This window comes from Bifidobacterium callimiconis (assembly GCF_003952005.1).
Classification (GTDB): Bacteria; Actinomycetota; Actinomycetes; order Actinomycetales; family Bifidobacteriaceae; genus Galliscardovia; species Galliscardovia callimiconis.
Window position 1 is genome coordinate 1 of the sequence record NZ_QXGJ01000011.1, and the last position, 25,531, is coordinate 25,531.

Genomic DNA, 25,531 nt, shown 5'->3' on the forward strand with positions numbered 1-25,531 from the left:
CGATCCACCAAACCGGAAGCATACGGAGACTTTCTCAACACGATCTTCGACGAATGGATCACGCATGACGTGGGGCGCGTATTCGTGCAGGACTTCGATGCGGCACTGGGCGCATTGTTCGGACAGTATTCGGTATGCGTTCATGCACCGGAATGCGGCACCAATATGGCATTGGAATTCAACGGCGACGTGTATGCCTGCGATCACTGGGTGGAGCCTGACTGGCTCGTCGGCAATATCAACGACAGCGATTTTGCGTCACTCGCCAGCACGCCGGTCATGCAAAAGTTCTCCTTGAAAAAACATGCGCAACTGTCCGAACAGTGCCGCCGTTGCCCGTTCCTGCGTATGTGCAACGGCGGATGCCCCAAGGATCGGTTCGTCGGTGTTCACGACGGCGATGGGAAACCAGGGCAGAACTACCTGTGCCCGGGATTCGCAAGATTCTACGGTCACATTCGACCGGACATGATCGGCATGGCACGGCTGCTGCGCGCTGGGCGAGCACCCTACGAAATCATGGATCCGCAGGTGAGGAAAAAAGTACGAGCGAAGGTACAGGCCGCACAATGACCTGCCAGCACGACGGCACATGCCGATAGCGACAAAGGAAAGGATGACGCATGGATTTGGCGCTCGCATTGGTGATCGGACTCGGAGTGGGCGTGGTCGTTGGAGCACTGGGAGCCGGCGGCGGCATCCTCTCCGTACCCGTGCTGGTGTATCTGCTCGGGCAGGAACCACACGCGGCATCGGCCGGTTCACTGGTGATAGTCGGACTAACCGCATTGACTTCGCTGATTCCTCACGCACGTGCGGGACGTGTGCGTTGGCGCGACGGATTGATCTTCGGCGTGCTCTCATCGATAGGCACGATTCTCGGATCCCGACTCTCGGTAATGGTCGATTCGCAAATACTGATGCTGCTGTTCGGCATATTGCTGATTGGCGTAGGCATCATGATGATTCGCAAGGCGCGGCGAACCGCTGCGCCGGCGAAAAAACGACTGACTGAGGTTCATGTGGAAAGCACCGACGGCGCAGTATCCACTGCCAAACGCGGTAGCCTCCCTATGCTGATCCTGTGTTCCACAGCCACCGGCTTCCTTACCGGATTCTTTGGAGTCGGCGGGGGATTCGCCGTAGTGCCAATGCTGGTACTTGCCTTGGGATTCGGCATGAGAGAGGCCTCTTCCACATCACTGCTTGTCATGACGATTGCCTCTGCCACTGGGCTGCTGTCCCGTATCGGTACCGATATTCACGTGGATTGGGCAATCGTATTGCTTTTCGCCGTAGCCTCGATGATTGGCGGGCAGATCGGTGCGCCGGCCTCACGCAAGGTCAAGGAGTCAACGCTGACACTGTTGTTCGGAATTCTTCTGCTGCTGGTATCCGCGGGAACACTGACATCCACCGTTCTGGAAATGGTGTGAGCCAAGAGCAAGAAGGCAAACATCCCGTAGACAACAAGAATAGGATACGTCGCACGATACATCTTCAAATGTAATGCGATGCAAATTGACATTACGGTCTTTGGAACGGTGCTCCGGCGCTGGTTTGCTACCTATCTCTGAGTTCTGAAGTATTTTGGGGCCTTTGCAGATGTCAATCTCCAAGTTCTGAAGTACGTACATCGCAAATCCGGAGTATGAATGCTGCAATTCCAATGGTCATACTCCGAGTTTCCTTCGTGGAAACTTCAGAACTTGGAGATTGGTGTCTGCAAGGCTGCGAAATCACTTCAGAACTTAGAGATTGCCTCAAGAGATTGCCTCAGCTAGGAGCCCAACCGAGCTGCAGAGCGGTCTCCGGAATGGCTCGGGACTGGAAACCGAGCGAGCCCAGAGACAAAAAGTGGACGCAGTCGTTCCTAAGGAGACCGAACCCGGTCTGCCTGTGGACGACTGCGCCCACTTTCGACGCGCTGCGACTATCCCCGCGGCTAGTTACGCTTGTCGGAGCGGGCGGCGAAGCGGACGGCACCGAATCCGGCACCGACCAGCAGGATCGCGGCGGCCGCCACGATCGCCACATCCGTACCGGTCCTCGCCAGCGACTTGGCATTGGCGCTGGTCTTGACCTTGGCTTCGGTGTTTGCCGGAGCCTTGGATCCGTTGCCATTGCCGGCATTGGCGGTGGGCTTGCCGTTCTGCTGGCCCTGGCCCTGCTGCTGACCATTCTGACCGTTCTGACCGTTGTCAGCACCGCCGTTGTCAACGCCACCGTTGTTCTGGCCATTGTTGCCATTGTTCTGGCCATTGCCACCGGGCACACCGGCCGCCACCTTCATCGGCACGGTCACGGTGGTGCCGTCGGTCGCGCCGGTCACGGTCAGCGTCGCGTCACCCGCGGCCTGATCGGCCGGCACGGTCACCTTGAGCGTGGCGGTGTCGCCGTCCTTGACCTCGGCCTTGCCGACCTCGGTATCACCGATCTTGGCGGTCAACGCGGTCTCCTTCGGCACGCCCAGCGAGGTGAGGGTGAGCTTGGAGAACTGCAGTTCGAACGAATCCCCGGCCTTCACCTCGCCGGTCGGCAGTCCGGTGACGGCCACGGCACGGCGGTCGTAGCGGGGCTTGAGCGGCGAGTTCTTGGAGATGTAGCTGATCCAAGCGTCACGGTCGACGAGGCCCGTGTCCTTGGTGTCCTTGCCTTGGGCGAAAGCGCGGAAGTTGTCGCCGCCCTGCAGCAGGAAGCTGAACGAACCGATGCGGTATTCGGCGTTCGGATCGAGCGGCTTGCCGTTGACGGTCACCGACGTGATGTGCTCGCCCTGCTTGGCGTTCGGATCGTAAGTGTAGGACACGTTGTGCGACAGGCCGAGCTGCAGGTACGGGCGCGAGGGCGTGGTGCCGTCGGTCGTGGTCTGCCACTGCTGCTCGAGGGCCTCCTTGAACTGGGCGCCGGTAAGCGTGGTGGTCCACAGGTTGTTGAGGAACGGCAGCACGGCGTTGGCCTGGGCGTAGGTCACGGAGCCGTCGGCGGCGAGCGTGCAGGCGGCGTTGTCGCCGGTCTTGCAGAATTCGGCGCGCAGACCGCCGGGGTTCACGACGCCGATCTGGGCGCCGCCACGGTCGGAGCTGGACAGCGAATCGAGCAGGGAGTCGGCCACGAGGTTGCCCATCGTGGATTCGGAGGCGCGGTCGTCACGCTTGCCGTCCTTGAAGGCCGTGGTGATGTCGGCGGCCACGGAACCGACCTTCTTGTTGCCTTCCTCGGTGCCCTTGGCCACGGCCGCGTCCACGATCTTCTTGACGTTCGCAGTCACGCCGGACTTGTCGGCGGCGGCGAGCTGGGCGTCAAAGTCGGCCTTGCTCACGCCTTCCGGCGCGGTCGGGGCGGCCACGTTGCCGGACTTCTCATAGCTCACGGCGTGGGTGGTCTTGTTGTAGTCGAGCACGACCTGACCGACGTTCGCGGCGTAGTTGCCGGTCTGGATGACCGGACGGTTGTTGTGCGCGGCATCGGTGTACGAGTACTTCATGTGCGTGTGGCCGGTGAAGATGGCGTTGACGGACGGATCGGTGTCGTCGACGATGTGTTTGAACACCGGGCTGGAGGCCTTCTGCTCGTCGATCGTGGGCTTACCGGTCTTGTCGTCCTCGTTGGAGGGAGCGCCTTCGTGGTATTCGGCCACGAGCACGTCGGCCTCGCCGTTGGACTCGTCGCCGTCGGTGAGCTGCTTGGCCACGCGGTTCACGGCCTCGACCGGGTCGCCGAAGCTGATGTCCTTGACGCCGCCGGGCGAGACGAGCGTAGACGTCTCCTCGGTGACGGCGCCGATCACGCCGACCTTGACGCCGTTGACGTTCTGGATGCTGTATTCCTTGAGGGCCGGGGTCGTGGTGCCCTTCTTGTAGACGTTGGCGCCAAGGTAGTCCCACTTGGCGTTGCGGGCGCCGTCGGCACCGATCACACGGTTGGTGAGGTCGGCGTAGCCCTGGTCGAACTCGTGGTTGCCGACCGACGAGGCCTTGAGATCCAAGGCGTTGAGCACGTCGATGGTCGGCTGGTCCTTCTGGACCGACGAGTTGAACAGCGAGGCTCCGATGAGGTCGCCCGCTCCAAGGAACAGCGACGAATCCGGGTATTCGGCCTTGAGCTGCTGCACGGTCGAGGCGAACGGCACGGTCAGACCGGTATCGATACGACCGTGGAAGTCGTTGACGTTCAGCAGGTTGATGGTGGCGACATCGCCGTCCTCGGCCGGATTGGTCTCGGCGGCCGACGCGGCCTGTGCGGGGACGACCACCGCGGCGAGCAGCATCGCCGTCGCCAGCAGTCCTCCCTGCATACGTTTCATATTTCGCATTGTTCTCCCCCCTCCGTAGGCCCGCCGCGAACCGGATGATTCGCGCGAACATACACATAGACGTCTTCGACATTAGGTCCGCCACGGCAACGCGATACGGCTGGACGACGAAGTCCACGACAACACCGTATGAACAACAGAAGCCGACTACGTAGTCGCAGTCGGCTTCCATCACGTACGCCGCCGATTGTCGTCGACGACGTACGTAGTCGATATTCAGTTGTCGATGTTCAGCGGAGTGCGTTGGTCATCGTGATCATCAGTCACGACGACGTGCCATGCGCATGGCGGAGAATCCGATGCCGAGGATCACCGCCACCGCGAGCGCGACACCGCCGATGGCGACGCCGGTCTTCGAGAGCTTGCCCCTGACCGCGGACTGCCCGTTGGCGTTGGCGTGCGTGCCGGCGTTGCCACTGCCGTTCGGGCTGGCGGCGGCGTTGCCGTTCACGGAACCGTTGCCGTTGGTGCCGCTGCCGTTGTTCTGGCCCTGGCCGCCGGGCTGGCCGCTCGGGTTGTTCGGCTGACCACCAGGCTGACCGCCGGGCTGGCTGCCAGGCTGGTCGGGGTTCGTCGGTCCGGGCTGCTGCGAGGCCGTGGCTTCGATGTAGCCCATGCGCAGGGAGTGACCGTCGGTCACGGAGTCGTCGGCCCAGAACACCGGCTTGTAGGTCTTGCCGTCCTTTCCGCCGGCAATCTTGGTCGCTTCGGCGTCGGGAGTGATGGCGAATCCTTCGGTGTTGCCGGCGGCCACGGCGGCCGGTTCGTCGTTCAGCCTGGTGAGCTGGAGCGTGCCGTCCGTGCCGAACTCGTAGGTGGCGAGCATGGCCTTGGTGGGCTTCTCGTCAGCGCCGATGGTGTTGTCGCCCTGGGCGAGCAGCTGGTCGTGCTCGGCGTCCCACGTCAGGTCACGCGGTCCGGAATAGCCGGCGTTGGCGGCGGTCTCGGGCAGTGGGATCTGCGCGACCGGGAAGGCGTTGTCGTGGCCGTCCTTGGTGGTCTGGAGGGCGAACGCGTAGATGGTGTTGGTCTTCTCCAGGGCCACGAAGAACAGTCCGCCGTAGCTGTTGCCGAAGCCGTCCGGATCGTAGTCGTGCACGTTCTTCGGGTCCACGTTCACCTTGAACTTCTTGGCGGTGAGCACGGAGTCCGGAATGAATGCCACGCCTTCGACGCCGAGGTTGGCGTCGTCGCCGTCGGCGAGGTGAACGTCGAACTGGCTGAGGCCGCCGGTGAGGTTCCACTCGTGCGCAGCGGTGAGATCCTGCGCGCCGTCGCCGTTGGTGTCGGAGGTCTTGGCGCTCACGTCGTAGCTGAGGATGGACGGACGCGGCTTGTTCTTGTCGGTGTTGTCGCGTTCCGCGCCGATGAACACGCCCTTGGAGGGGTCGCCTTCGATGAGGGTGATGCCTTCGGAGTCGACTCCGCCCTTGCCGTCCTTGAAGTGCAGCTGCTTGCCGCCCTTGGCGACGCCGTCCTTGGTGAAGCCCCATCCGTCGTTCGGATCCTGCTTCCAGGAGCCGGACTTGTCGTCGTAGACGAACTTGTTGATGGAGCCGGCGCCCTTCGGCCCGGTGATGCCGAGCGTGGGGTTGAGGTCGTTGTCGGCCGCCCACAGTGTGCCGGGCTTGCCGTTGACGCCGGGCTGGTAGGCCAGTCCGGAGAGGTTGCCGTCGGTGTGTTCGCCGGTGGCCTTGCCGGCGCCGAACTCGTCAACGCCGTCGATAGCCTTCACCGTGTCGAGGCCGGGCCATGCGTCCACGGCCATCTTGTCGCCCTTGTCTCCGGACGGCTGGTCGGTGCCGCCCTGACCCTGCTTGACCATGGCGTCGGCGTCGGTGTTGGCTACATAGATGGCCTTGCCGTCGTCACCCTTCCAGGTGAACTGGAGGATCTGCTTGCCGGACTTGTCGAACACGCGCACCTGGTCGGACTTGCCGAGGCCGATGCCGGCGAGCTTGTCGAGGTTGAACTCGACCTCGCCGCCCGCCTTGAGCACGGTGCCATCCGGGATGGTGTAGATGTGGTCGGCGGAGTCTTTGTCGTCGCGGATCGTCCAGCCGGAGAGGTCGACGTCCTTGGTGTTCTTGGAGCCGAGCGTGACGGTGTCGGTGCCGACGTCGATCTTCTTGAGGTAGACAGCGGTGCCTTCGTCCTTGATGGTGTCCTTGAACGTCGGGGGAACCGGCGTCTCGTCGCCTGTGGTCTTGATGCCGACGACCACCGGATCGTGATCGGATGCGCGGAACTGGTCGGGCTGGTAGAGGTTCTTCGCGTTGTAGTTGTAGCGCGAGTACTCCAGGGCCACGGACTCCACGGAGTTGATGTTCCAGATGTCGGCGCCGGTGACGTCCTTGAGGGCGGCCTCGTTGGCAAAGATGTGGTCGAGCGAGCCGACGCCGCCGTTCGTGTTGCCCTTGCCGTCGGTCACGGTGTAGGCGTACGTGTACTTGCCGGTCTTTTCGCTCACCTGTTCGCTCAGGTCGGTGTACTTGGCGTCCACGATCTTCTGGATGGGCTTCTCGGCGTAGTAGGCGTTGAAGTCGCCGACGAGGAACACCTTCTCAAGGCCGAGGTCCTGCTTCACCGAGTCCGTGAACTTCAGGAGCGCGTCGGCCTGGGCCTGGCGCGTGTAGTCGGCGTTGCCGGATCCGTCGCCCGGATCCTTGTTCTGGTCGTTGCTGGCCGAGCCCTTCGACTTGAAGTGGTTGGCCACCACGAGGAACGCATCCTTGTCGGCGGCGTTCTTGGCCTTGAACGCCTGCGCGTCGGGCTGGCGTCCGTGCTCGTAGCCGTTCTTGCCGTTGAAGGCGTCGGAGTCGGTGAGGATGTGCGTCTCACCCACGGTCGCGACCTTGGCGGGCTTGTAGATGAACGCCGTGCGGATCACGTCCTCGGTGTCGAGGGCGGGCAGCGTCTTCGGGCTGGGCACGTACGCCCAGGTTCCGTCGCCGGCCTGTGCGTTCAGCGCGTCCACGAGCGTGGAGAGCGCGTAGTCGCGGCGGTTGCCCTTGAACGAGTCGGGCACCACGCTGGCGGCCTTGGCGGAGTTCTCGATCTCCTCGAGCGAGACGACGTCCGCGCCGAGGTTGTTGATGGCCTTGACGATCTTCGCGCGCTGGCGTTCCATGTTCGTCTTGTCCCAGGCGCCTCGCACGTCGCAGTTCTTCGCGGTCACGGGGTTGCCGTCGCGGTCCACGTAGGCGTTGCTCACGGCGCATCCGGTCTCGTCGGCCGTGGTGGAGAAGTAGTTGAGCACGTTGAACGTGCCGAGCTTCACGTCGCCGCCGACCGTCTTCAGGTCCGGAGCGTCGGTGCGGGTGTTGGAGAACGTCACCGGCTGGGCGTCGGCGTTGTCGCCGGTCAGGCGCGTCGTCGGCTGGAACCGCCACGCGTTGTTGCGGTAGTCGAACACGACCGGCTTGGTGAACGTCACCTTCTCGCCCACGCGCACGGGCTCGGTATTGCTCAGGTACGGCAGCGGGGTGTCGGCGTTCTCCGGGTACTTTGTGTCGAGGAAGTTGCGGCTGGAACCGTCGTCGAGCGTCACGCTTTCCGCTTCCAGACGGTCGACTTCGGCCTGGTATGCGGCACCGGTCTTGGCGTCGCCCTTGAGTCCTTTGACCGTCGGGTTGAGGAACGGCTTGTCCGATGCGGCGAGACCCACCTCGCCGTACTTGTTGGTGTTGTACACGTCGGAGACGGTGTAGTCGCCCTGCGGGGCCACGAGCATGCTTTCGAGGCTTTCGCGCTGGGCGTCGGTCTTCGGGAACGCGACCTTCGCCGGCGTGGGGGCGTTCACCTTGTCGGGCAGCTTGGTGGCGGCAGTGGCGTTGAGCTCGGTCAGACCGTAGTATTCGCTGACCTTGCCGCTCACCTGTACGTAGTCGCCGGTCTTGAGGCTCTTGACGTTCTTCGCGTCGTAGACGAACAGGCCGTCGGAGGCCGTGTGCTTGGCGAGGTCGACGTCGCCGCCGGTGGCCGGAGTCTGGATGGTGTAGCCGTTGAAGCCGCCGTCGGGGTACGTGGCGGTGACCACGCCCTTGGTGGTGACGGTCTGGTCGACGAGCGGGCTGGCGTCGCCGGTCCCCTGGATCTCGGCGATGGTCTTCTCGCCGGCCGGCTGGGTGCCCGGATCGCCCGGATCGGGATTGGGCTGCGAGCCGCCGTCGGTCGCGTTGGCTTTGCCCGGCGTGATCGTGGCGCTGAGCGTGAAGTCCTTGCTGTTGTCGTTCGTGTCGACGCCGTTCGTGCGGTCAAGTGACTTGACGTCGCTGTTGGACGTCGGCGCGGTGGCCGCGGCCTTTTCGAACGTGTTCGTCGCGCCGTATCCGAGCGCGTCGATGATCTGCGCGTTCGTTGTGGTGTCGCCGGCCGCGGGACTGAGCTTGTCGGTCGTGGCGGCGAGGAACAGCGTGCCCTTGGTGCCGCTGGCGTTCAGACCCGTCGCGTCGACATCGGCCGCCGGCAGGTCGGCGCCGTTGTCGCCGTTCGATCCGGCCTTGACGAGGTAGTAGCCCTTGGCCTTGATGGTTCCCGTCAGGTTCGCGCTGGCGTTTGCCGCGCCGGTTCCGGCTGCCGAACGGTACTGCAGCGACGACCCAGCCAGGTCGATGTCCTTATCGGTCGTGTTGTACAGTTCGACGAACTTGTTCTTGTATGCGGCGCCCTTGCTGCCGCCCGAAAGATACGCCTCGTTGATGACGACGCCGGCGTACTGTGACGTCGCGCCGACGGACGGCTGCACGCCCTCATCGGCGATCGCCGTCTGCATGGGAACGACCGCCGCGGCGAACAGCATCGATGCCGCCAGCAGTCCTCCCTGAATACGTTTTGAGAATCGGTCCATGTTCTTCCCCGTTCTTTCCCCCCAGTCGATTCCGTAGGCGGAACATCCGCCATACGAATCCACGCTATCGCCGCAAACGCAACGGGACGCGGAGGGAAGATGAACCATGCGACGACACATGATGAACATCGGACGCCGACTACGTAGCGGCATGCGGAAAAGCGTCGCCGCTACAGGGAGCGGACCGCCGCCGGGTTCTTTGCCCGGTACGTGCGTATACGTACATACGATGGGAGGGAACCCGGCCGTGTATGTGGATGGGGGACGATTCCACGGAATGTGGAACCATCCCCCTCCGGCTCAGCGGGTGAGGTGCAGCGCGGTCCAGGAGACCGGCGGCAGGGTGACGTGGACGGACGCGTGAGCATCGTCCGTCTCCACGCACGCGGTCGGATTCGGCTGCAGGGTCACGTGGTTCTGGTCGTCGATCGTGTTGCGGGCATTGATGTCGTCGTCGTGCAGGGTGCGGGCGTCAACGCTTACTCCGGCAACGGTTCCGGCCTTGTCCTCATGCAGCCACGACTCGGGGATCGGGATCGTCAGATCGACTGACGAATCCAGCGAGCGGTTCGTCACGAACATGGCGAGCGAGCCGTCGGCGCAGCGGACGGTCACCGAATCGATCACCGGCACGTCGCCGTATGCGGCTGTGGTCACGGTCGGACCATCCGTGCGGGATTCGAGCACGGTGCCGCCCTTGGCGAGCGAGGCCACGGCAGCGAACGGGTAGAAGATGGTCTGACGCCATGCCGGGCCGCCCGGTTCGGTCATGATCGGGGCGATCACATTGACCAGCTGGGCGAGCGACGCCGCGTGCACACGGTCGGCGTTCCGCAGCAGCGTGATGAGCAGATCGCCCACCACCACGGCGTCGAGCGCACTGTACTGGTCCTCGAGCAGGCGCGGCGCGACCGGCCAGTTGCCGATGCCCTCGGGCGTGCGGCTCGCCTCCTCGCCCGCATACCACACGTTCCATTCATCGAAGGAGATGGCCACGTTGTGCGTGCTCTTGCGCTGCGCCTTGACCGCGTCGATCACGGAGCCCACGTCCTTGATGAACCCGTCCATGTCCACGCCGGACGCGAGGAAGCTGGCGATGTCGCCGTTCGCCGGCTTGTAGTAGGCGTGGCAGGAGACGAAGTCGACCAGATCGTAGGTGTGCTCGAGCACGGTGCGTTCCCATTCGCCGAACGTGGGCATACCGTGCGAGCTCGAGCCGCACACCACGAGTCCTAGATCCGGGTCGATCTGTCGCATGCCGCGCGCCACGTCGGCCGCGAGCACGCCGTAGTCGTGCGCGGACTTGTGACCGAGCTGCCACGGGCCGTCCATTTCGTTGCCAAGGCACCACATGCGGATGTTGAACGGCTTTTCGTGGCCGTTCGCGCGGCGGGCGTCGGAGAGTGTGGTGCCGCCGGGGATGTTGGCGTATTCGAGCAGGTCGAGGGCGTCCTGGAGTCCGCGGGTGCCGAGGTTGATGGCCTCCATGAGTTCGGGCGTGGCGGGGACGGTGGCGGAGGAGGACTCAGCTGATTCTGGTTCGGAGGTGGTTTCGGCGGCGCCGGGCTCGCCGTCCTTCTCCCCTACCTTTTCCAGCCATTCGGCCATTTCGTGTAGGCCGAACGCATTGGTTTCGGTGGAGTGCCAGGCCAGATCGAGTCGGCGCGGACGCTGATCGCGCGGGCCCACGCCGTCTTCCCAGCGGTAACCGGAGACGAAGTTGCCACCCGGGTAGCGCACGGTGGTTACGCCGAGTTCGCGTACCAGATCGATGACGTCTTGCCGGAATCCGTGTTCGTCGGCCGTGGGATGGTCGGGTTCGTAGATGCCGGTGTATACGCAGCGGCCCAGGTGTTCGACGAACGAGCCGAAGATACGGCGGCTGACCGGGGCGACGGTGAAGTACGGGTTGATGGTGATGGAAGCAGAGACGGCTGGGTTGGGTGAGGTGGTTGGGTCGGCTGAGTGGGTGGAGTTTGTTGGAGTGGCCGAACTGGCTGACTGCTGTGTCATGGTTCCTCGATTCTCGCGTGCTCATGTGAGCGCGAACGTAGAATCCAGCCTACTCGCCAAGGGACACAGATACTTGGCATGCATACGGTTTCGGATGAAAAGCACTCTGGGCGGGAGGGCTTCATCGCGCGGCCGACTGTTCTGGGCAGGAGGATCCGCGCATGTTCTCGGCGAAGTTGGTTCTGCATGACCTATCTGCCGTTCGGTAGGTGGTTCAGGCTCCCCGTAGAGACCTATCCCCCGTTAAGTAGGTTCTTGCCAAAGTAGAGCATCGGCCAAGGTCTCTCAGCAACACTGTTTTGAGCGAAATAAATGATAGTTTTCGCCAAGACTCTATGGATAATGGCCGGTTGGGGGTGGGCCGCTACTTTGCGAAGGACCTACCGAACGAGGGTTAGGTCCGTGCAAGCCCCTCGAGCAACCTAGCGAAAGGCAGATAGATCATGGCAACGCCGGCAAGGCCATGAATCGGGCAGCGGGAGGTGGACGGATACGAAGACGGGAATGAGGAAAGGAGACGGCCCGGGCCTTGAACCGAAAGAACGGTGATTGCCCGAAGCCGTCTGAGGGGCTACTGCTGAGGGGCGAGGCGGGAACGGAGGAGGGCGAGGTCATCCTCGAGGTGCTGCATATGGCGGAGTTGCTGGCGGAGGAGGGCTTCCATGGTGTCGATGCGTCGGTTGAGAGCAACCAGCGAAGCTTGCTGCGAGGCGACGCCGGAAGATTCAAAAGAGGAAGCGACAGTGGGCGCGAACGGCTCGGCGTCGAATGCGGTCCGCGGCGCGAACGGCTCGAGGTCGGGGGCAAATTGCGTACCGGACGGAGCGAACGGCCCGACAGCAGGGGCAAAGGACTCGGCGTCAGAAGCGAGCGGCGTGCGCCCGGAGGCACGGCCCCTCGGCTTGCCGCCCGGCACGAACGACTCGCCATCGGAGGTAACCGACATGCCGTTCGCGGAAGACGCGCGCGGCGCATCGGCCGAAACTACGACACCATCGGTGCCACCGGAATTCCTTGCTTTACTCGAACCGACGACAGTGGCATCGGCAATCGTTGCAGCATTGTTATTCTCACCGGTCAGCTCGCCTGAATCGTTCGTGATTCCGCTCGCGCTCGAGGGATCTCGGGAGTCGGGAGATGAAGGGACAGCGTCAGTCCGGAAGACCTCGGTGTGACTGGCTTCGGCACGGGCGGCGCGGGTGCGCCAGCGCGCCACACAGCGTTCGATGCGTTTGCGACCGATGATCGAGGGGCCAAGACCGGCCGCGCGGAAGATGCGCGTAGGGGAATCGCCTGCCTCGCAACGCTGGACCACGTAGTCCTTGAACGCGTCGTTGTAGTAGATGCGACCGCTCATCACGGATTCGACGGCGGGCAGCGTTTCCAGATATGCCTTGGTCTCTGCGTCGAGTTCCTTGCCGGCCATGATTCCGACTCCTCTCAATAGGGGGATTAATGAGGGGGCATTGACCCCGTGGAATGAAAAATGGTCCGATCGCAGCCGCAAGCGCGCCGCGGTCAGACCATGACTCCTCCGGATTCGAGCGCTGCTCTCGAAGCGGGCGGATGATGTTTGTTTTTGGGGACTGTGGGGAAGGACATGGGGACAAGGAGCGTCGCCAGATGTTCGACCCCTCCCTCAGTCGCGCTTTGCGCGACAGCTCCCTCCCTCGGAGGGAGCACACAGGGAAGGAAGCCTCCCGGGGGCATCTCCACCAGTCACCTGATGAAGGGGTTCTCCCTCCGAGGGAGGGAGATGTCACGGCGAATGCCGTGACAGAGGGAGGGATTCGATTCCAACCAGCCCGCATTGACCGATCAGCCCGGACCGACTCCCCTTGACCCCATATCGTCCTTGCCAACCACAGGCCGCTGCGGACAATCATTCCTTGGCTCGAGTTGAGCGTCGGAATGAGTTCTGACGGAGAAGGGGAAGGAGATTGCGCGCTGACCTGCATCGAAGCCCTCCCTCAGTCCGGCCTGCGGCCGGACAGCTCCCTCCCTTGGAGGGAGCACGAAGGAGGAGGGCCTTCACGCGGAAGGAATCGGCGACGGGTGAAGGACGTCGATTCCTTCCACGTGTTGTGACTCCCTCACGCCGAGGGAGTCACGGAGTCGCAGGCTCAGGCGTTGAGCAGGCGACGGGTGCGGGTGGACTTGGCGTACACCGCGGCACCAGCACCGGCGAGCAGAGCACCCACAGCCACGAACAGCGCGATGCCAGCAGCACCGGTGACCGGCAGCTGGGTGAGGCTCTTCACGTTCTCCACAGTCACGGTCGAAGTGTTGCCGTCGGAGACAAGATCCAGCAGATCACCAGTCACGGTATAGGTCGGGGTTGCAACCGCTTCGCTACCGGAGCCGGAGATGTTGGCGTCAATCTTGACATCGAAGGTCAGACCAACGCTGACATAGTCGTCGGGAGCCGCGATCTCCTTGATGGTGTAGGAACCGGCGTCCAGACCCTTGAAGGAGACCAGACCATTCTCACCGGTAGTGAATACACCATCGGCTTCGGTCTTGTTCTCGTCAGCGGTCGGCTCAGCAGCGAGCTCAACCCAGCGAGCCGGAGTTTCGCCAGCAGCAGCAACATAGCCCAGCCACTTTCCAGAGGTCTTGTCCTTGATGGCGAACTTGGCGCCCTGCAGCACAGCACCGGTCGTGCGATCAATCTTCTTCAGGTTGTAGTCGAAGTTGAACACCTTGACCGGGGTACCGGGGATTTCGTCCTTCTTCTCGTTGTCGGACGGATCGTTCGGGTACACGATGGACGGGGAGTTGGGCGCACCCTGGTTACCGATGGTGCCGGTAACCGTGGCCGAGTAGGTGATCGTTACGGTCTTGCCAACCAGATCGGTCTTGTCGAACAGGGACTTCTCATCGGCGGTGCCGCTGAAACCCTGAGACTGAATGTAGGAGCTCAGGTCCACGGTGAAGGTCTTGCTGGCGGCGTCAAATCCGGCGACCGTGTACTGGTCAGAAGTCAGAGGGGTATCACCAACCTTGACGGTGAGGGTGCCAGCCTTGTACGCCAGCGGAGCATTGTCCGCGAACTTATCCTTCACCTGGAAGGTGTAGCCCTGAACCTTGTAACCGACGTAGTTCGGGATCTTCGTGGTGATGGTGTACGTGGCGTCCTTGCCGATGGCGACGGTCTGGTCATCAACGGTCTTGTCAACAGTGGCGGTCTGATTCTTCACGTTGATCGTGCCGGCGGACACGACAGTGCCATCAGACAGCGTCCACGGAGTACCGACGAGAATGGCCAGCGACTTGGAAGACTTGTCATTCACGGCGTTCTGATCGACAATCAGCCAGTAGCCGACTTCACCCAGATTGAACGTGGCGGTCGCGCCATTCACCTGCGGAGTGACTGGCGTCTGGCTCTCAGCGGTGGACTGGGCAAGAGCGTCGGCGAACTTGCGGGTCACGCCAGTGGTGCCATAGAACGGGCTGGTGCCAGAAGCATCCAGCTTGTTGTTGCTGATAGCCCACTGGAGATAGTCGGAACTCTCAGCCGGAACATCCTTGACGCCAGCAGCTTCAAGAGCGGACTTCACCAAGGCATTCATGGCCGGCGAGGCGACCAGCACCTGAGCACCAGTGGAGACATCGTACTTACCGATCTTCACGGCCTTGTAGGTGTGGTCTTTGAACTGAACGGCATTGTCGGCGTTCATGGTGATCGTCATGCTGTCCGGCCGCGTCTCAGCCGCGTTGGCGGCGGTGGCGCCGAGGGCTAGGCCGCTGAGCAGGGTGGCCGCGGCGGCTACTCCTGCGAAAAGCTTCCTCATCTTCATGAGAAACCTCTCTTTCTTCCTTGTTGTTGTGGTTGTTCTGCAACCGCGGAGGCCGAGACCCCGTTGGAGGCCTCCGCGATCCGCAAATCTTGAATCTCTTCGGTTGTGTGGAGCGTGATGCTCCGGGGCGCTCCCCTCTGTCCGACAGGGTCGGACATCTCCCCTCCGGGGGAGGGGAGACGAGAAGGGCAGTGTTGAGTTATGTGGGGCGTGACACCCCGGGGTCTCCCCTCTGTTTGGCGAGGCCAGACATCTCCTCTCCGTGGGGAGGGGGCGGGAGTTGGTATTCGGTTATGGAGGGTGGTCGCCTTGCAGCCCTCCCCTCTGTCCGACGGGGTCGGACGTCTCCCCTCCCCTGGAGGGGAGACCAAGGTTGGGGACGTGTTTGGTTATGGAGGGTGGTTGCCTTGCGGCCCTCCCCTCTGTCTGGCGGGGCCAGACATCTCCCCTCCCTGGGAGGGGAGACCAGGTACCTTATCCGTCCGGTTTGGCCGGACACCTTCCCCTCGAGGGGAAGGAGGGGTCTGGGGCGAATCGGGTTAGAGGGCGCCTCCTAGCTGCGCGTCTTGTCGGCGCTTCCAGAGGCGGTAGGTGCCGCCGCCCAGGGCTCCGGCCAGCGCCAGCGCGGCGCCGAGGAGCAGCCAGTCGCGAGCCGTCCTTCCACCGGTGAGCGGCAGGGTCGACACGTTGACGGTATGGGTGTTGGTGAAGTCGGACACCAGCACTCCGTTCCACTTGCCCTCCGAGTCGGCCTTCACCTCGACTCCGCCACCAAGCAGACCCGGCTCATTGCCCGCGTCGTTCAGCAACCTCGTGAGCTTCGGCGTGGCCTTCATCCCCTCGCCCGCCTTGTAAGTGACGGTGATGTCGAGCCGGTACTTGGCCTTGGAGTAGCGGATCATGTTCGCCATGCCACCCGAGCCGGCCTCGCCATCGCCCGACGAGTCAGTCCCAGCGCCGAGCTCCTGCACGATGTAGCCGTAGGTGACCGAACGCACACCGTCCTTAGCCGTCACGCCCTTGATGTCGTCCCAGTTGAACGAGAACGTGCCGAACGTGTCCGAGTTGACCAGACCGTCGCCCTTGTCGCCGCCGTTCGTTCCCGGCTTCGAGATCGTCACCGTGCACGACGTCGCCGCAGAACCACCGTCCGAAGAACCGCCCACAGCACCAGCACCAGCGCCCTCGCCCGACCCCGTCGACGGTTTCACGCACGCATCAGCCGGCGCCTCCGCAGTCCCCGCGCCACCGGTCGGCAGCGGCGCGTCACCAGCGCCCTTCGGCTCGACCTTCGACGCATCCAACCGGAACTTGAAGCTCACGCCCTCCGGCCACTTCGGCTCCAGACCATCCACGGTCTTCCTCACCGCCGCGGTCGCGGTCGTCGGCTCCGGCGTATCGGCCACCTGCACCATCGCGGAACCGGTGACCAGCGAACTCAGCCGCTTGCTTCCCAGATCCACACGTCCCACGCTCTTCTCCGCACCCTTCGGCGCAGCATCCTGCGTCGTGGACGGCATCAGGTAACCGGTATCCGCCACGTACACGAGATTGCCGTTGCCGGCCAGCGGACCGTACTCCTGCACCACGCTGCCGCCGGCCACCGAACCGTACGCCACGCCGATCGTCGTGCCCTTCGCGGCGCCCGTCGTCTTCACGGCACCGTCGGTCACACGCGCCGTCTGTACGTTGGTCAGCGACTCGTCCTCCGCGGCCGCAGACTCGTCGGTTCCCGTATACAGGTGCGGCGTCATCCTCAGCCAGGTCAGCGTGCTGTCGACCGTCGGCGAACTACCGTACGTGTTCATGGTCTTGACGAGGTTGCCCACGCCGCGCACCACCTTCACGCCGTCGTTCGCCTCACCGGCGTTCACGAACACGCCCCACTGGTTGATCACGACCTCCACGACCCTGTCGCTGGCCGTGTAGCCCTTCGGCGCCTTGGTTTCCACGATGTAATACGTGACGCTCTCGTCGCTGCCGTCACTGTTCGACCCACCGGACAGTTTCACGCCCGCGCTGTTCGGGAACGTGCCGGATCCGCTGAAGCGCGGTTCGGTCACGCCGGCCGCGTTCACGTCCTTCGCCGCGCCCGACTTCGTATGATCGGCCGTGGTCAGCGAGTCGACGGGCGTGCACGTATTCTGCACCATCTGCACGGCACTGGTCTTCCCATCTGAGGAACCCGTCGCCGAGCAATCGTCATCCTTGCGATAGATCTTGAACTCCGCCCCGTTCAACGGCGTCCCGTCCTGATCCACCTTCTGCACCGACACCGTGTTGCGGATGTTCGACACGTACAGCATCACGGCGAACGTGCGCTTGAACGCGCTGTCGGAATTGGTATCCGTCTCGTCGGTGTTCTCCAGCAGATGCGTGTTGTTCGCGTTCACGTCTGCATTCGTGCCGACCTCCGACCAGTAGTAGCCGACGGAATACTTGGCCGCGCTTTCGTCGCCGTTCCAGTAGTAGTAGTCGCGGATGTCGCCCGGCAGATCCTCGAGCATCACGTCGTAACTGCCGCTCGACGACAGGCGGAACTTGTGCGGACTGTTCTGGAACGCCTCCATCACGGCCTTCATGTCGGAGTCGCCGCCCTGGCTCTCCGCGGATGTGGTCTTCCAACCGTCGATCTGATCGCCGTAGATGCCACGCCACTTGCCGTTGGCGTCCTTCTGGAACACGACGGCGAACAGCGTGCCGTTCTTCACCTTGTCGGCGTCCAGATGATGCTTCTTGCCGCTCTTGTCGGTGTAGTACAGATTGCTTTCGTCGGGCGCGCTGACCTGCACCTGCGCCATGGCGAGCGAACCCGTGTCCCACGCGTTGCCGTCACTGCTCGACGTGCTGGGATCGCTGACGAGCACGCCGGAGTCGCTGGCGCTGCCAACGCTCGACGGATTCGTCTGATACAGCAGATGCATGTCGCCGGCCTTGCGATAACCGTCCGGCACGGTGGTCTCCGACAGGATGAAATGATTGCCGTGCTCCTTGGCGATGACGTCCATGAACACCGGTTCGCCGTCGCTCGGATCGACGAGGTTCAGATGACCGTTGTCGTCGGTGGTGCCGGCCGCGACGATCTCGCCCGTCTTCGAGTACTTGTCGTCGCTCGCGTACAGCGTGAATCCGGCACCCGGGACGGCGTTGCCCTCCTGGTCGATCTTGATGACGTTGCTCTCCGGCGCGGTCACAAGGTTGAAGCGCAGACTCATGTCGGAGTCCGTCCAGCCACGTTCCATGTAGTAGAACTTCAGCGTGTGGTAGGTGTTGTCGGCAAACTTGTCGCCATCCCACGAGGTGGAGCCCAATCGACCCGCCGCCGCGAACGCCTCCCTGAGCGTGGTGGTCTCGACCGGACTGACCACCTCGTTCTTGTTGTTCAGTACGGCGCGCTCAATCTTGCCGGTGCTGAAGTCGATCTTCAGCGAGGCGCTGTCGTGGATGCCGCCCAGATCGCCGACGAGCACGTCGTCGATGAACACCCACACGTCGTCGTCGCCGGAGAACTCGTAGGTCACCGGCGTGGTGGGGTCGACCACCGTATGACCGCCGTTCTTCTGTACGAAACGGCTGCTCATGGTCAGGCCAAGATAGTGGTTGAGTCGCGGATCGCGCGAGGTGACGCTTCCGTCGTACACCAGGTGACCGTTGCCGTCCGTCACCGGCTTGGTGCCGTTGTCGGCGGTCTTGAACACTTCCGCAGCCGTGTTGAGCGGGAAGAACTGGCCGGGTGCGGTGTTGTTTCCTGACATCACGGCCTTGGCGTCGTACAGACGGAACGAATTGCTCGTCTTGTCGTAGGACGCGAAGTTCTGCTGGCTGTTGTACGTGTAGTAGCCGTCGATGAGCTGGAACAGCCCCTTCACACCCGTGTACGAGCGCTTGCCGTCCTGTGCGGACGTGTCGAACAGGTACGACAGCGATTCGTCCCGCACGAGACCGGTGACGTTGTGGTCAGCGCTGTCGTCCTTCTTAAGCTTCGGATAGCCGTCCACCAGCGTGTTGTAGACCATGCCGGATCGGTAGGGGCCATAAGTCTTGCCGGCCGGAGCCATCCAGCTGTTGTGCAGCTTGTACTGTTCCAGGGAATACGGATAGTCGGGATCCTTGTGCGCCTCGCGGTTGAAGTGCAGCTGATGGCCGTTGTTGATGCTGCCGGTCCAGTACGGGTAGGCGCCATTGATCGCCTGATACTGCCCGTCGGACGCGTCCTCGGCATCCCACCAGTAGTCGAACAGATTCGTGGTGGTGCCGCTCGGGTTCTCTACATCTTCAGTGACGATGTGCTTGTCGAAGATGCTGTTGTCGACGGCGGTGGCCGGACGCTTGCAGTGCAGCTTGGACTGGTAATCAGAGACGGTCTCGCAGTCGATCAGGTCGGCAGCGGTGATGGACGTATCCGCGGCGGCGGAATCAGCGGACTGATCGGACTGGGAGTCGGGTTCGTCGGAGGACTGAGAGTCGTTGTTGCTCTGGGTGTTCTGCGTATCGGCGCTGGCGGACGCATCGGCGTTCGCGTCACTGGTGGTTTTCTGCGACTGGCCGGCGTCGGCGGACGCGCTGTTGGACGCATTGCCGGACGCAGAATCGGTGTTTTCTCCGGACTGCGAATCGGACTTCGCGTCGGTGGAAGAGGATGCGCCGGATGTCTTGGCATCGGTCGCGCCGGACTTGGTGGAGTCATCGGCGGTCGCGCTGTCGGATGCGGACGTGGTGTCGGTCGACGCAGTCGATGCGGCACTGTGCGCGGTCGCAGACGAAGTAGATGAGGACTCCGACGGGGTGGCTGCGGAGGCGGTCTCGACGGCTGCTAGGGATCCGAGCATGCACACGGCCGCCGTCGCGGCAGCGACGGAACGCAGGGAATGTCCGATTAGAGGACTCCAAAACCGGAGCCCCCCCCCCGCGAAAACTTCGGCAACCTCATGCTCTACTCTCTCCTTCCAGCATGTCACCGGGATGTCCACGCAATGTTCCCGATACGACGTAGCGAATCAATCAGCATTACCGCATCATTGGGCCACATACCCTCGCATACGAGGTAAGTGTACCCACCATGTATGATTTTCGGGGGCATATCTCACAAAATGATTCAATCGTTGCAACCGTTGCAACCATTGACATACACCCCTTTTTGCGAGCATAACCCCCTATTGCCATAAGGGGTATAGGGGTTATCGTCATTGTCCGATAGAAAATATGAGAGCGTTCACTTGGCTGGAAATCCCGGCGTCGCGATCATCATTAATCGCCATTCGCACGAGCACACCCAATCGGCGATGCGGAAAACACGAATCAGAAAGTGCCCCCCGTTATCCACCCTTTGCAAGAACGTATCACACTGTGAAACGCCCGACATGGGTGTGCGGTTGACACACCGGAAGGAGGGCCGAGGAAATTGGGGGTCGAGTTGCTTTGCTCTCGGTCGTGCGGCTCGAGCACGAAAGACGGTGACGGGATGCGGGGCGCCCACGGAGTTGACCCCTCCCTCAGTCCGCCTTTGGCGGCCAGCTCCCTCCCTCGGAGGGAGCACGCGCTTTGTATCGTTGTGCTCCCTCCACGGGAGGGAGCTGTCACGCAAAGCGTGACTGAGGGAGGGATCGCACACCAGCATCACACACCCCATACAAAAAACGGGACCAGGCACAGGCCTGATCCCGAATATTGACTAATCCGCTCGCGCGAGCGTCAGTACACGCGGCGGGGCTGGAAGCCGGCGGCGCGCAGAGCGGCGAGAATGCGGTCGATATGATCCGGACCGTTCGTCTCCACCGTCACGCCCAGCGACACGGCATTCGTGTAATGACCGGATGCCTTGAACTGGTCGTGATCCAGCTGGATCACGTTCGCACGCTGCTCGGCCAGCAGCGTGGCCACCTTCACCAGCTGACCCGGCGTATCCGGCAGCTCCACCTCGAAGTTCATGATGCGACCACGCGCGATCATGCCCTTCTGGATCACCGCGCCGATCGTCACCGTATCGATGTTGCCGCCGGACATGATCGGCACCACCACATGCGGGCCGGGGGCCGACGCAAACTTGCGCGAACGCAGGTTCAGATGCTCGAGTGCGGCCAGCGACACCGCGCCGGCGGCCTCAACCACCAGCTTGTGCTTCTCCAGCATGAGCAGGATCATCTCGTTGATGTCGCGCTCGGTGACCGTCACCAGATCGTCAAGGAACTCGTTGAGCAGCGCGAACGTCAGATCGCCCGGATGCTTCACCGCCACGCCCTCGGCGGACGTGACCACCTGCTCGGCCTCAACCACATGACCGGCGCGGAACGAATTCAGGAACGCGGGGCTGCCCTCCGGGATCGCGCCGATCACGCGCACCTCCGGACGGAACGTCTTGATCGCGAGCGCCACGCCGGCACCCAGACCGCCGCCGCCCAGCGGCACCACCACGTCGGTCACGTCCGGAACATCCTCGAGGATCTCCAGACCGATCGTGCCCTGACCGCACACCACCTCGTAGTCGTCGAACGGCGGCACGAAGATCATGCCCTGCTCGTCGCTCAGCTTCTGCGCGTAGGCGGCGGCCTCGTCAAACACGTCGCCGTGCAGCACCACGTCGGCGCCGTACGCCTTGGTGGCATCCACCTTGAGCGGCGGGGTGATCTGCGGCATGCAGATCGTGGCCTTGGCGCCACGCTCGCGGGCGGCGTACGCCACACCCTGTGCGTGGTTACCGGCGGACGCGGTCACGATGCCGCGGGCCAGCTCCTCGTCACTGAGCGAAGCGATCTTGTTGTAGGCGCCGCGGATCTTGAACGATCCGGTGACCTGCAGGTTCTCCGGCTTAAGGAGAATCTTATGGCCGGTCAGGTCGGACAGGGCGGGGGATTCGATGATGCGGGTATGGCGAGCCGTGCCCTTGAGTCGCTTCGCCGCGAGCTTCAATTCCTCGGCATGGTCGCGCTGCAGATTTTTGATGACGTCTTTCTGATCCATGAGTGTCAATCTTAAGAGGCTGTCTCAACAAGCGGGCGGCATGACGGGGGCGGATTCCGTCATGCGGGCAGACGGCGGGGCGCGGTCAGGTCGGCGGACGGGACAGGGGGACGGAGTCGCGCAGGGGATGATGCATGGGGCGACATGTGAGAACACACATGAGGTGCATGAGGTGGAGGATATTTTCAACAAAACGTAACGCGGTATTCAGTTTGGTAAGCGAACTTGGCCATATTGGGACTCTAGATTCGGCATTGACAGTCAAAGGAAACAGGAAACGGCATGATGAGCATGGGCAAGGAGACGGAAATGGGCGACTTGATCTTCTCCAGGGAACCGCAGAGGCCGGCAGTGAAGGATATCGCGAATGAGCGCGGCGGGCGGAACGGCAGCGAGCAAAGAAACGTTGGAGGCAATGAAAACGGTCTTGGTGCACGTGGAATGCGTCGGATGAGGGCGAAAATCGCGGCCATTCTGGTCGGCGCCGGTGCGGCGCTCGCCATGCTGCTGTCGCCGGCACTGGCACTGGCCGCCGAGGCCACCGGCAACGTGGTTTCCGACCGTACGCCGCTCACTGGCATGGACATGGTCAGTGTGGTCGGGCTGATGGTTGTGATGGTGGCGGTGGGCGCGTGCATTATTCTTCACCGCATGCACTCCGGCAGTTCTTCCAGTCGAGAATAGGATCCGGCAAGTAGGATCCAGCCGGACGGGAATGAGGTTATGGCGTTGCGCCGCCGCAGGCATCTGCCATTCATCCGCCTATCCATGCTTCGCTAGGTTGTTTATGGGAGCTGCAAAGGTCTATCCCTCGTTCGCTAGGTTCTCGCGAAAGTAGAGCCTTCGCTGGAAGTGCAATAAAAAGCAGATGTGCCCATAAAACAATGAAATCAATGCAATTGTCGATTGCGCGCATTCATCGGCTACTTTGCCAAGAACCTAGGGAACCGAGGTTAGACCCACGCGAGGTCGCCAAAGCACCTAGCGAGAGGCGCATAGGCGCTGTCGAATCGAGCAATCCCCTGATTCGGAGGTCTTTAAGGGCCACGGTCGAAAGCTATCTAGCAATTGCGAGGTCCTTGGAAAAGTAGAGTTCCAGCTCCCACATACACAAACCTGCAATATCTCATCGTTGGAGCAGAAAAGCTATCTTCCAGAACCACCCGCAACAATGGGTCCGCAGACGGGACAACCTCCAAATCGATGGATAGATCTCTGCACGGGCCCGCAACAACATCACAACTGCGAGATAGGTCCGCTGCCATAGAAAATGCCGCCTTCCAACGAACTCGTGCAGCGGACGTTGGAGGACGGCAAGCGTTATTCTCGGCCATACAGCAGCAGAGCCGAGGTCCTACAGGCGGAACCGGTCACTTGGAACCGAAGCCTAGTCGAAGCGGACGGCGGGCCCGACCGACTCGGGCTCCGAATCGGACGAATCCTCCGCATCCACCGGCATGGTGACGGTCACGCGAATCGTGTGATCCGCAGGACCCGCGCCGAAAAACTGATCGGACACGAATCGCAGAATATCGATCCTGCTCATGGCGAAATCCATCATGCGCCTCCTTTCGGTCCGTATTGCGCACGGCACCGGCCTTCCGGCGCGTACGCCGATGATCAACGATCATCATGCCGCTAACGCTAGGCGCAGCAGGCACGGATTCGATTGCCTCATGGTTTCGTAGGCGTTACCCGTGTAACGCGAACATGACGGGATATAGCGGATGATGGGGGCGCCGGGGATTTGCGGCGGCACGACCAGACGGCAGCCCCGGCCGCCCCGTCTCCGCCGCATGCCTGACGATCACCGGCGAGCGGTGAAGAACTCAGCGAGCAGGGCGCGGCACTCGGCTTCGCGAACATCTCCGATCACTTCAGGGACTGAGCCGACATGCGGATCACGGGGGATGTCCCACACCGAACCGCAGGCGCCAAGCTTCGCGTCCCACGCGCCGAACACGATACGACCAATGTGCGTGGTGAGACAGGCGCCAGCACACATCGGACACGGCTCCAATGTGACCACGAGCGTGCAGTCCTCCAGATTCCAGCGGCCGCGGGTTGCGGCGGCCTCGCGCATGGCTTGTACCTCGGCATGAGCAAGCGGGTCGCCGTCCTCCTCGCGACGGTTGCGACCACGGCCGATCACTGCACCGTTCGTGTCAATCACCACCGCGCCCACAGGAACGTCACCGTGCGCGGCGGCCTCACGGGCGAGCGCCAACGCCTCCTCCATCATCCGATCCACATTGCTCATACCGTCACTCTAACCAATCGCCGCCCCTCCGGCGCCCTTCTCCCAATCGCCTCCGGCTCCCCTCCCGGGGAGGGGAGCTGTCTGCGAAGCAGACTGAGGGGAGGGATCAGCCCCCTGTAACGGCTGAGATACCAGGCCCATAAGTGACCAAACCCGCGCAGACCCCACCCCACCGTCACCTCATCGGTCATGATTACGTCCGACAGCGTCCTGCAGGTAATGACGGACTACGGCCGCAAGTTTTCTGCTTGCCTGTCGGCTCGTCTTCACCTCATCAGTCAGGCTACGCCTGACAGCTTCCCCTCAAGGGGAAGCGAGGGTGGAAGAGAACCTTTACGACTCAGCCCCTCAAGGGGGAGTCGGGTTAGTCCATAATCCGGCTCCTCTCCCCAGTCATCTCCGTCTCCTCTCCCAAGGAGGGGAGCTGTCTGCGAAGCAGACTGAGGAGAGGGATCAGCCTCGGCAACGCTCCAAATGGCAACAACACTCATGCGGCTTCGTGTTCGGGGGAAGTCGGGGGCGGTCAGCTACTAGACTTGGACAGTATGAGTATGGAACTGCATGTCGTATCCCACCCGCTGGTGGAGCATAAGCTCACTGTTCTGCGCGACAAGAACACCCCGTCCAACACCTTCCGCGAGCTCGTCAGCGAGATCGTGATGCTCGAGGCCTACGAGGCCACGCGTGATCTGCTGCTGGAGGACAAGCCCATCGAAACGCCGGTCGCCCCCATGGTCGGCAAGCAGATCGCCCCGCCGCGTCCGATGATCGTGCCGATCCTGCGCGCCGGTCTCGGCATGCTCGACGGCATGATGAAGCTGCTGCCCACCGCCGAAGTCGGCTTCCTCGGCATGAAGCGTGACGAGCAGACTCTCGACATCATCACTTACGCGAACCGTCTGCCCGACGATCTGACCGGCCGCCACGTGTTCCTCGTGGACCCGATGCTCGCCACCGGCGGCACCCTCGTGGCCGCGATCCACTACCTCGCCGAGCGTGGTGCCCGCGAGATCACCTGCATCGACGTGCTTGCCGCGCCGGAAGGCCTCAAGCGCCTCGAGAAGGAAGTCAACCCGGACGTCAACTTCAAGGTCGTGGTGGCCGCGGTCGACGATCACCTCAACGATCAGGCGTACATCGTGCCGGGCCTCGGAGATGCGGGCGACCGCCTCTATGGCGTGGTCGACTGATCAGGCAATCTGAATCTGTAGGTTTCGCCTCGATCTCTTGATGCTTTGGCGTGGAGGGAGGGGCATGCGTTTCTCGATACACTCAAGGCCGTTCGGCCTCGCTCCGGGATTTGTTTGCGAAGCATAACAAATCCCTTCGCTGCTTAC

General features: G+C 62.6%; 13 protein-coding genes. 4 read left to right on the top strand and 9 right to left on the bottom strand.

The genetic code is table 11. The features are described 5' to 3' along the window. Positions 1-69 precede the first annotated feature (69 nt). Together D2E23_RS09575 and D2E23_RS09580 are read left to right on the top strand one after the other, a co-directional pair. Positions 70-573 (top strand): SPASM domain-containing protein, encoded by a 504-nt coding sequence (locus D2E23_RS09575; RefSeq protein WP_241227275.1) that lies wholly within the window; start codon positions 70-72, stop codon positions 571-573. 50 nt (positions 574-623) lie between these two features. After that, positions 624-1,436 (top strand): sulfite exporter TauE/SafE family protein, encoded by an 813-nt coding sequence (locus D2E23_RS09580; protein ID WP_126030688.1) that lies wholly within the window; start codon positions 624-626, stop codon positions 1,434-1,436. Positions 1,437-1,945: 509 nt separating this feature from the next. Here D2E23_RS09580 and D2E23_RS09585 read toward each other — a convergent pair. The 7 genes from D2E23_RS09585 to ilvA all read right to left on the bottom strand — a co-directional run bounded on the left by D2E23_RS09585 (position 1,946) and on the right by ilvA (position 21,934). Beyond that, positions 1,946-4,315 carry a 5'-nucleotidase C-terminal domain-containing protein gene (locus D2E23_RS09585; RefSeq protein WP_126030689.1) on the bottom strand — a complete coding sequence of 790 codons (2,370 nt, stop codon included), beginning with the start codon at positions 4,313-4,315 and terminating at the stop codon, positions 1,946-1,948. 259 nt (positions 4,316-4,574) lie between these two features. Continuing rightward, complete coding sequence (locus D2E23_RS11870) at positions 4,575-9,164, bottom strand: ExeM/NucH family extracellular endonuclease (protein ID WP_241227276.1); 4,590 nt, start codon at positions 9,162-9,164, stop codon at positions 4,575-4,577. Between the two features lie 300 nt (positions 9,165-9,464). Next, positions 9,465-11,177 carry an alpha-N-arabinofuranosidase gene (locus D2E23_RS09595; protein ID WP_126030690.1) on the bottom strand — a complete coding sequence of 571 codons (1,713 nt, stop codon included), beginning with the start codon at positions 11,175-11,177 and terminating at the stop codon, positions 9,465-9,467. A 571-nt stretch (positions 11,178-11,748) separates the two neighbouring features. Continuing rightward, on the bottom strand, positions 11,749-12,603 hold the full coding sequence (locus D2E23_RS11720) for a TroA family protein (RefSeq protein WP_206432031.1): 855 nt from the start codon (positions 12,601-12,603) through the stop codon (positions 11,749-11,751). 697 nt (positions 12,604-13,300) lie between these two features. Continuing rightward, complete coding sequence (locus D2E23_RS09605) at positions 13,301-14,977, bottom strand: SpaH/EbpB family LPXTG-anchored major pilin (RefSeq protein WP_126030691.1); 1,677 nt, start codon at positions 14,975-14,977, stop codon at positions 13,301-13,303. A 539-nt stretch (positions 14,978-15,516) separates the two neighbouring features. After that, complete coding sequence (locus D2E23_RS09610) at positions 15,517-19,806, bottom strand: SpaA isopeptide-forming pilin-related protein (protein ID WP_126030692.1); 4,290 nt, start codon at positions 19,804-19,806, stop codon at positions 15,517-15,519. A gap of 862 nt (positions 19,807-20,668) precedes the next feature. After that, positions 20,669-21,934: a threonine ammonia-lyase gene (ilvA, locus tag D2E23_RS09615; RefSeq protein ID WP_126030693.1), complete on the bottom strand. Its 1,266-nt coding sequence runs from the start codon at positions 21,932-21,934 to the stop codon at positions 20,669-20,671. Between the two features lie 282 nt (positions 21,935-22,216). Here ilvA and D2E23_RS09620 point away from each other — a divergent pair, with 282 nt between their 5' ends. Beyond that, positions 22,217-22,618: a hypothetical protein gene (locus D2E23_RS09620; RefSeq protein ID WP_126030694.1), complete on the top strand. Its 402-nt coding sequence runs from the start codon at positions 22,217-22,219 to the stop codon at positions 22,616-22,618. Between the two features lie 703 nt (positions 22,619-23,321). On the opposite strand, the gene D2E23_RS11645 is transcribed toward D2E23_RS09620, so the two are convergent. Beyond that, the gene (locus tag D2E23_RS11645; protein WP_164520773.1) at positions 23,322-23,495 is read right to left on the bottom strand and encodes a hypothetical protein; all 174 of its coding nucleotides are present in this window, start codon (positions 23,493-23,495) and stop codon (positions 23,322-23,324) included. 246 nt (positions 23,496-23,741) lie between these two features. After that, positions 23,742-24,194 carry a nucleoside deaminase gene (locus tag D2E23_RS09625; RefSeq protein ID WP_126030695.1) on the bottom strand — a complete coding sequence of 151 codons (453 nt, stop codon included), beginning with the start codon at positions 24,192-24,194 and terminating at the stop codon, positions 23,742-23,744. 551 nt (positions 24,195-24,745) lie between these two features. Between D2E23_RS09625 and upp the strand changes: the two genes are divergently transcribed. Next, positions 24,746-25,384 carry a uracil phosphoribosyltransferase gene (upp, locus tag D2E23_RS09630; RefSeq protein ID WP_093961188.1) on the top strand — a complete coding sequence of 213 codons (639 nt, stop codon included), beginning with the start codon at positions 24,746-24,748 and terminating at the stop codon, positions 25,382-25,384. Positions 25,385-25,531: the final 147 nt, after the last annotated feature.

Coding starts and splice junctions, on each gene's coding strand:
- D2E23_RS09580 (WP_126030688.1), top strand. CDS start 624: ATGGATTTGGCGCTCGCATTGGTGATCGGACTCGGAGTGGGCGTGGTC.
- D2E23_RS09585 (WP_126030689.1), bottom strand. CDS start 4,315: ATGCGAAATATGAAACGTATGCAGGGAGGACTGCTGGCGACGGCGATG.
- D2E23_RS11870 (WP_241227276.1), bottom strand. CDS start 9,164: ATGGACCGATTCTCAAAACGTATTCAGGGAGGACTGCTGGCGGCATCG.
- D2E23_RS09595 (WP_126030690.1), bottom strand. CDS start 11,177: ATGACACAGCAGTCAGCCAGTTCGGCCACTCCAACAAACTCCACCCAC.
- D2E23_RS11720 (WP_206432031.1), bottom strand. CDS start 12,603: ATGGCCGGCAAGGAACTCGACGCAGAGACCAAGGCATATCTGGAAACG.
- D2E23_RS09605 (WP_126030691.1), bottom strand. CDS start 14,977: ATGAAGATGAGGAAGCTTTTCGCAGGAGTAGCCGCCGCGGCCACCCTG.
- D2E23_RS09610 (WP_126030692.1), bottom strand. CDS start 19,806: ATGCTCGGATCCCTAGCAGCCGTCGAGACCGCCTCCGCAGCCACCCCG.
- ilvA (WP_126030693.1), bottom strand. CDS start 21,934: ATGGATCAGAAAGACGTCATCAAAAATCTGCAGCGCGACCATGCCGAG.
- D2E23_RS09620 (WP_126030694.1), top strand. CDS start 22,217: ATGATGAGCATGGGCAAGGAGACGGAAATGGGCGACTTGATCTTCTCC.
- D2E23_RS11645 (WP_164520773.1), bottom strand. CDS start 23,495: ATGATGGATTTCGCCATGAGCAGGATCGATATTCTGCGATTCGTGTCC.
- D2E23_RS09625 (WP_126030695.1), bottom strand. CDS start 24,194: ATGAGCAATGTGGATCGGATGATGGAGGAGGCGTTGGCGCTCGCCCGT.
- upp (WP_093961188.1), top strand. CDS start 24,746: ATGGAACTGCATGTCGTATCCCACCCGCTGGTGGAGCATAAGCTCACT.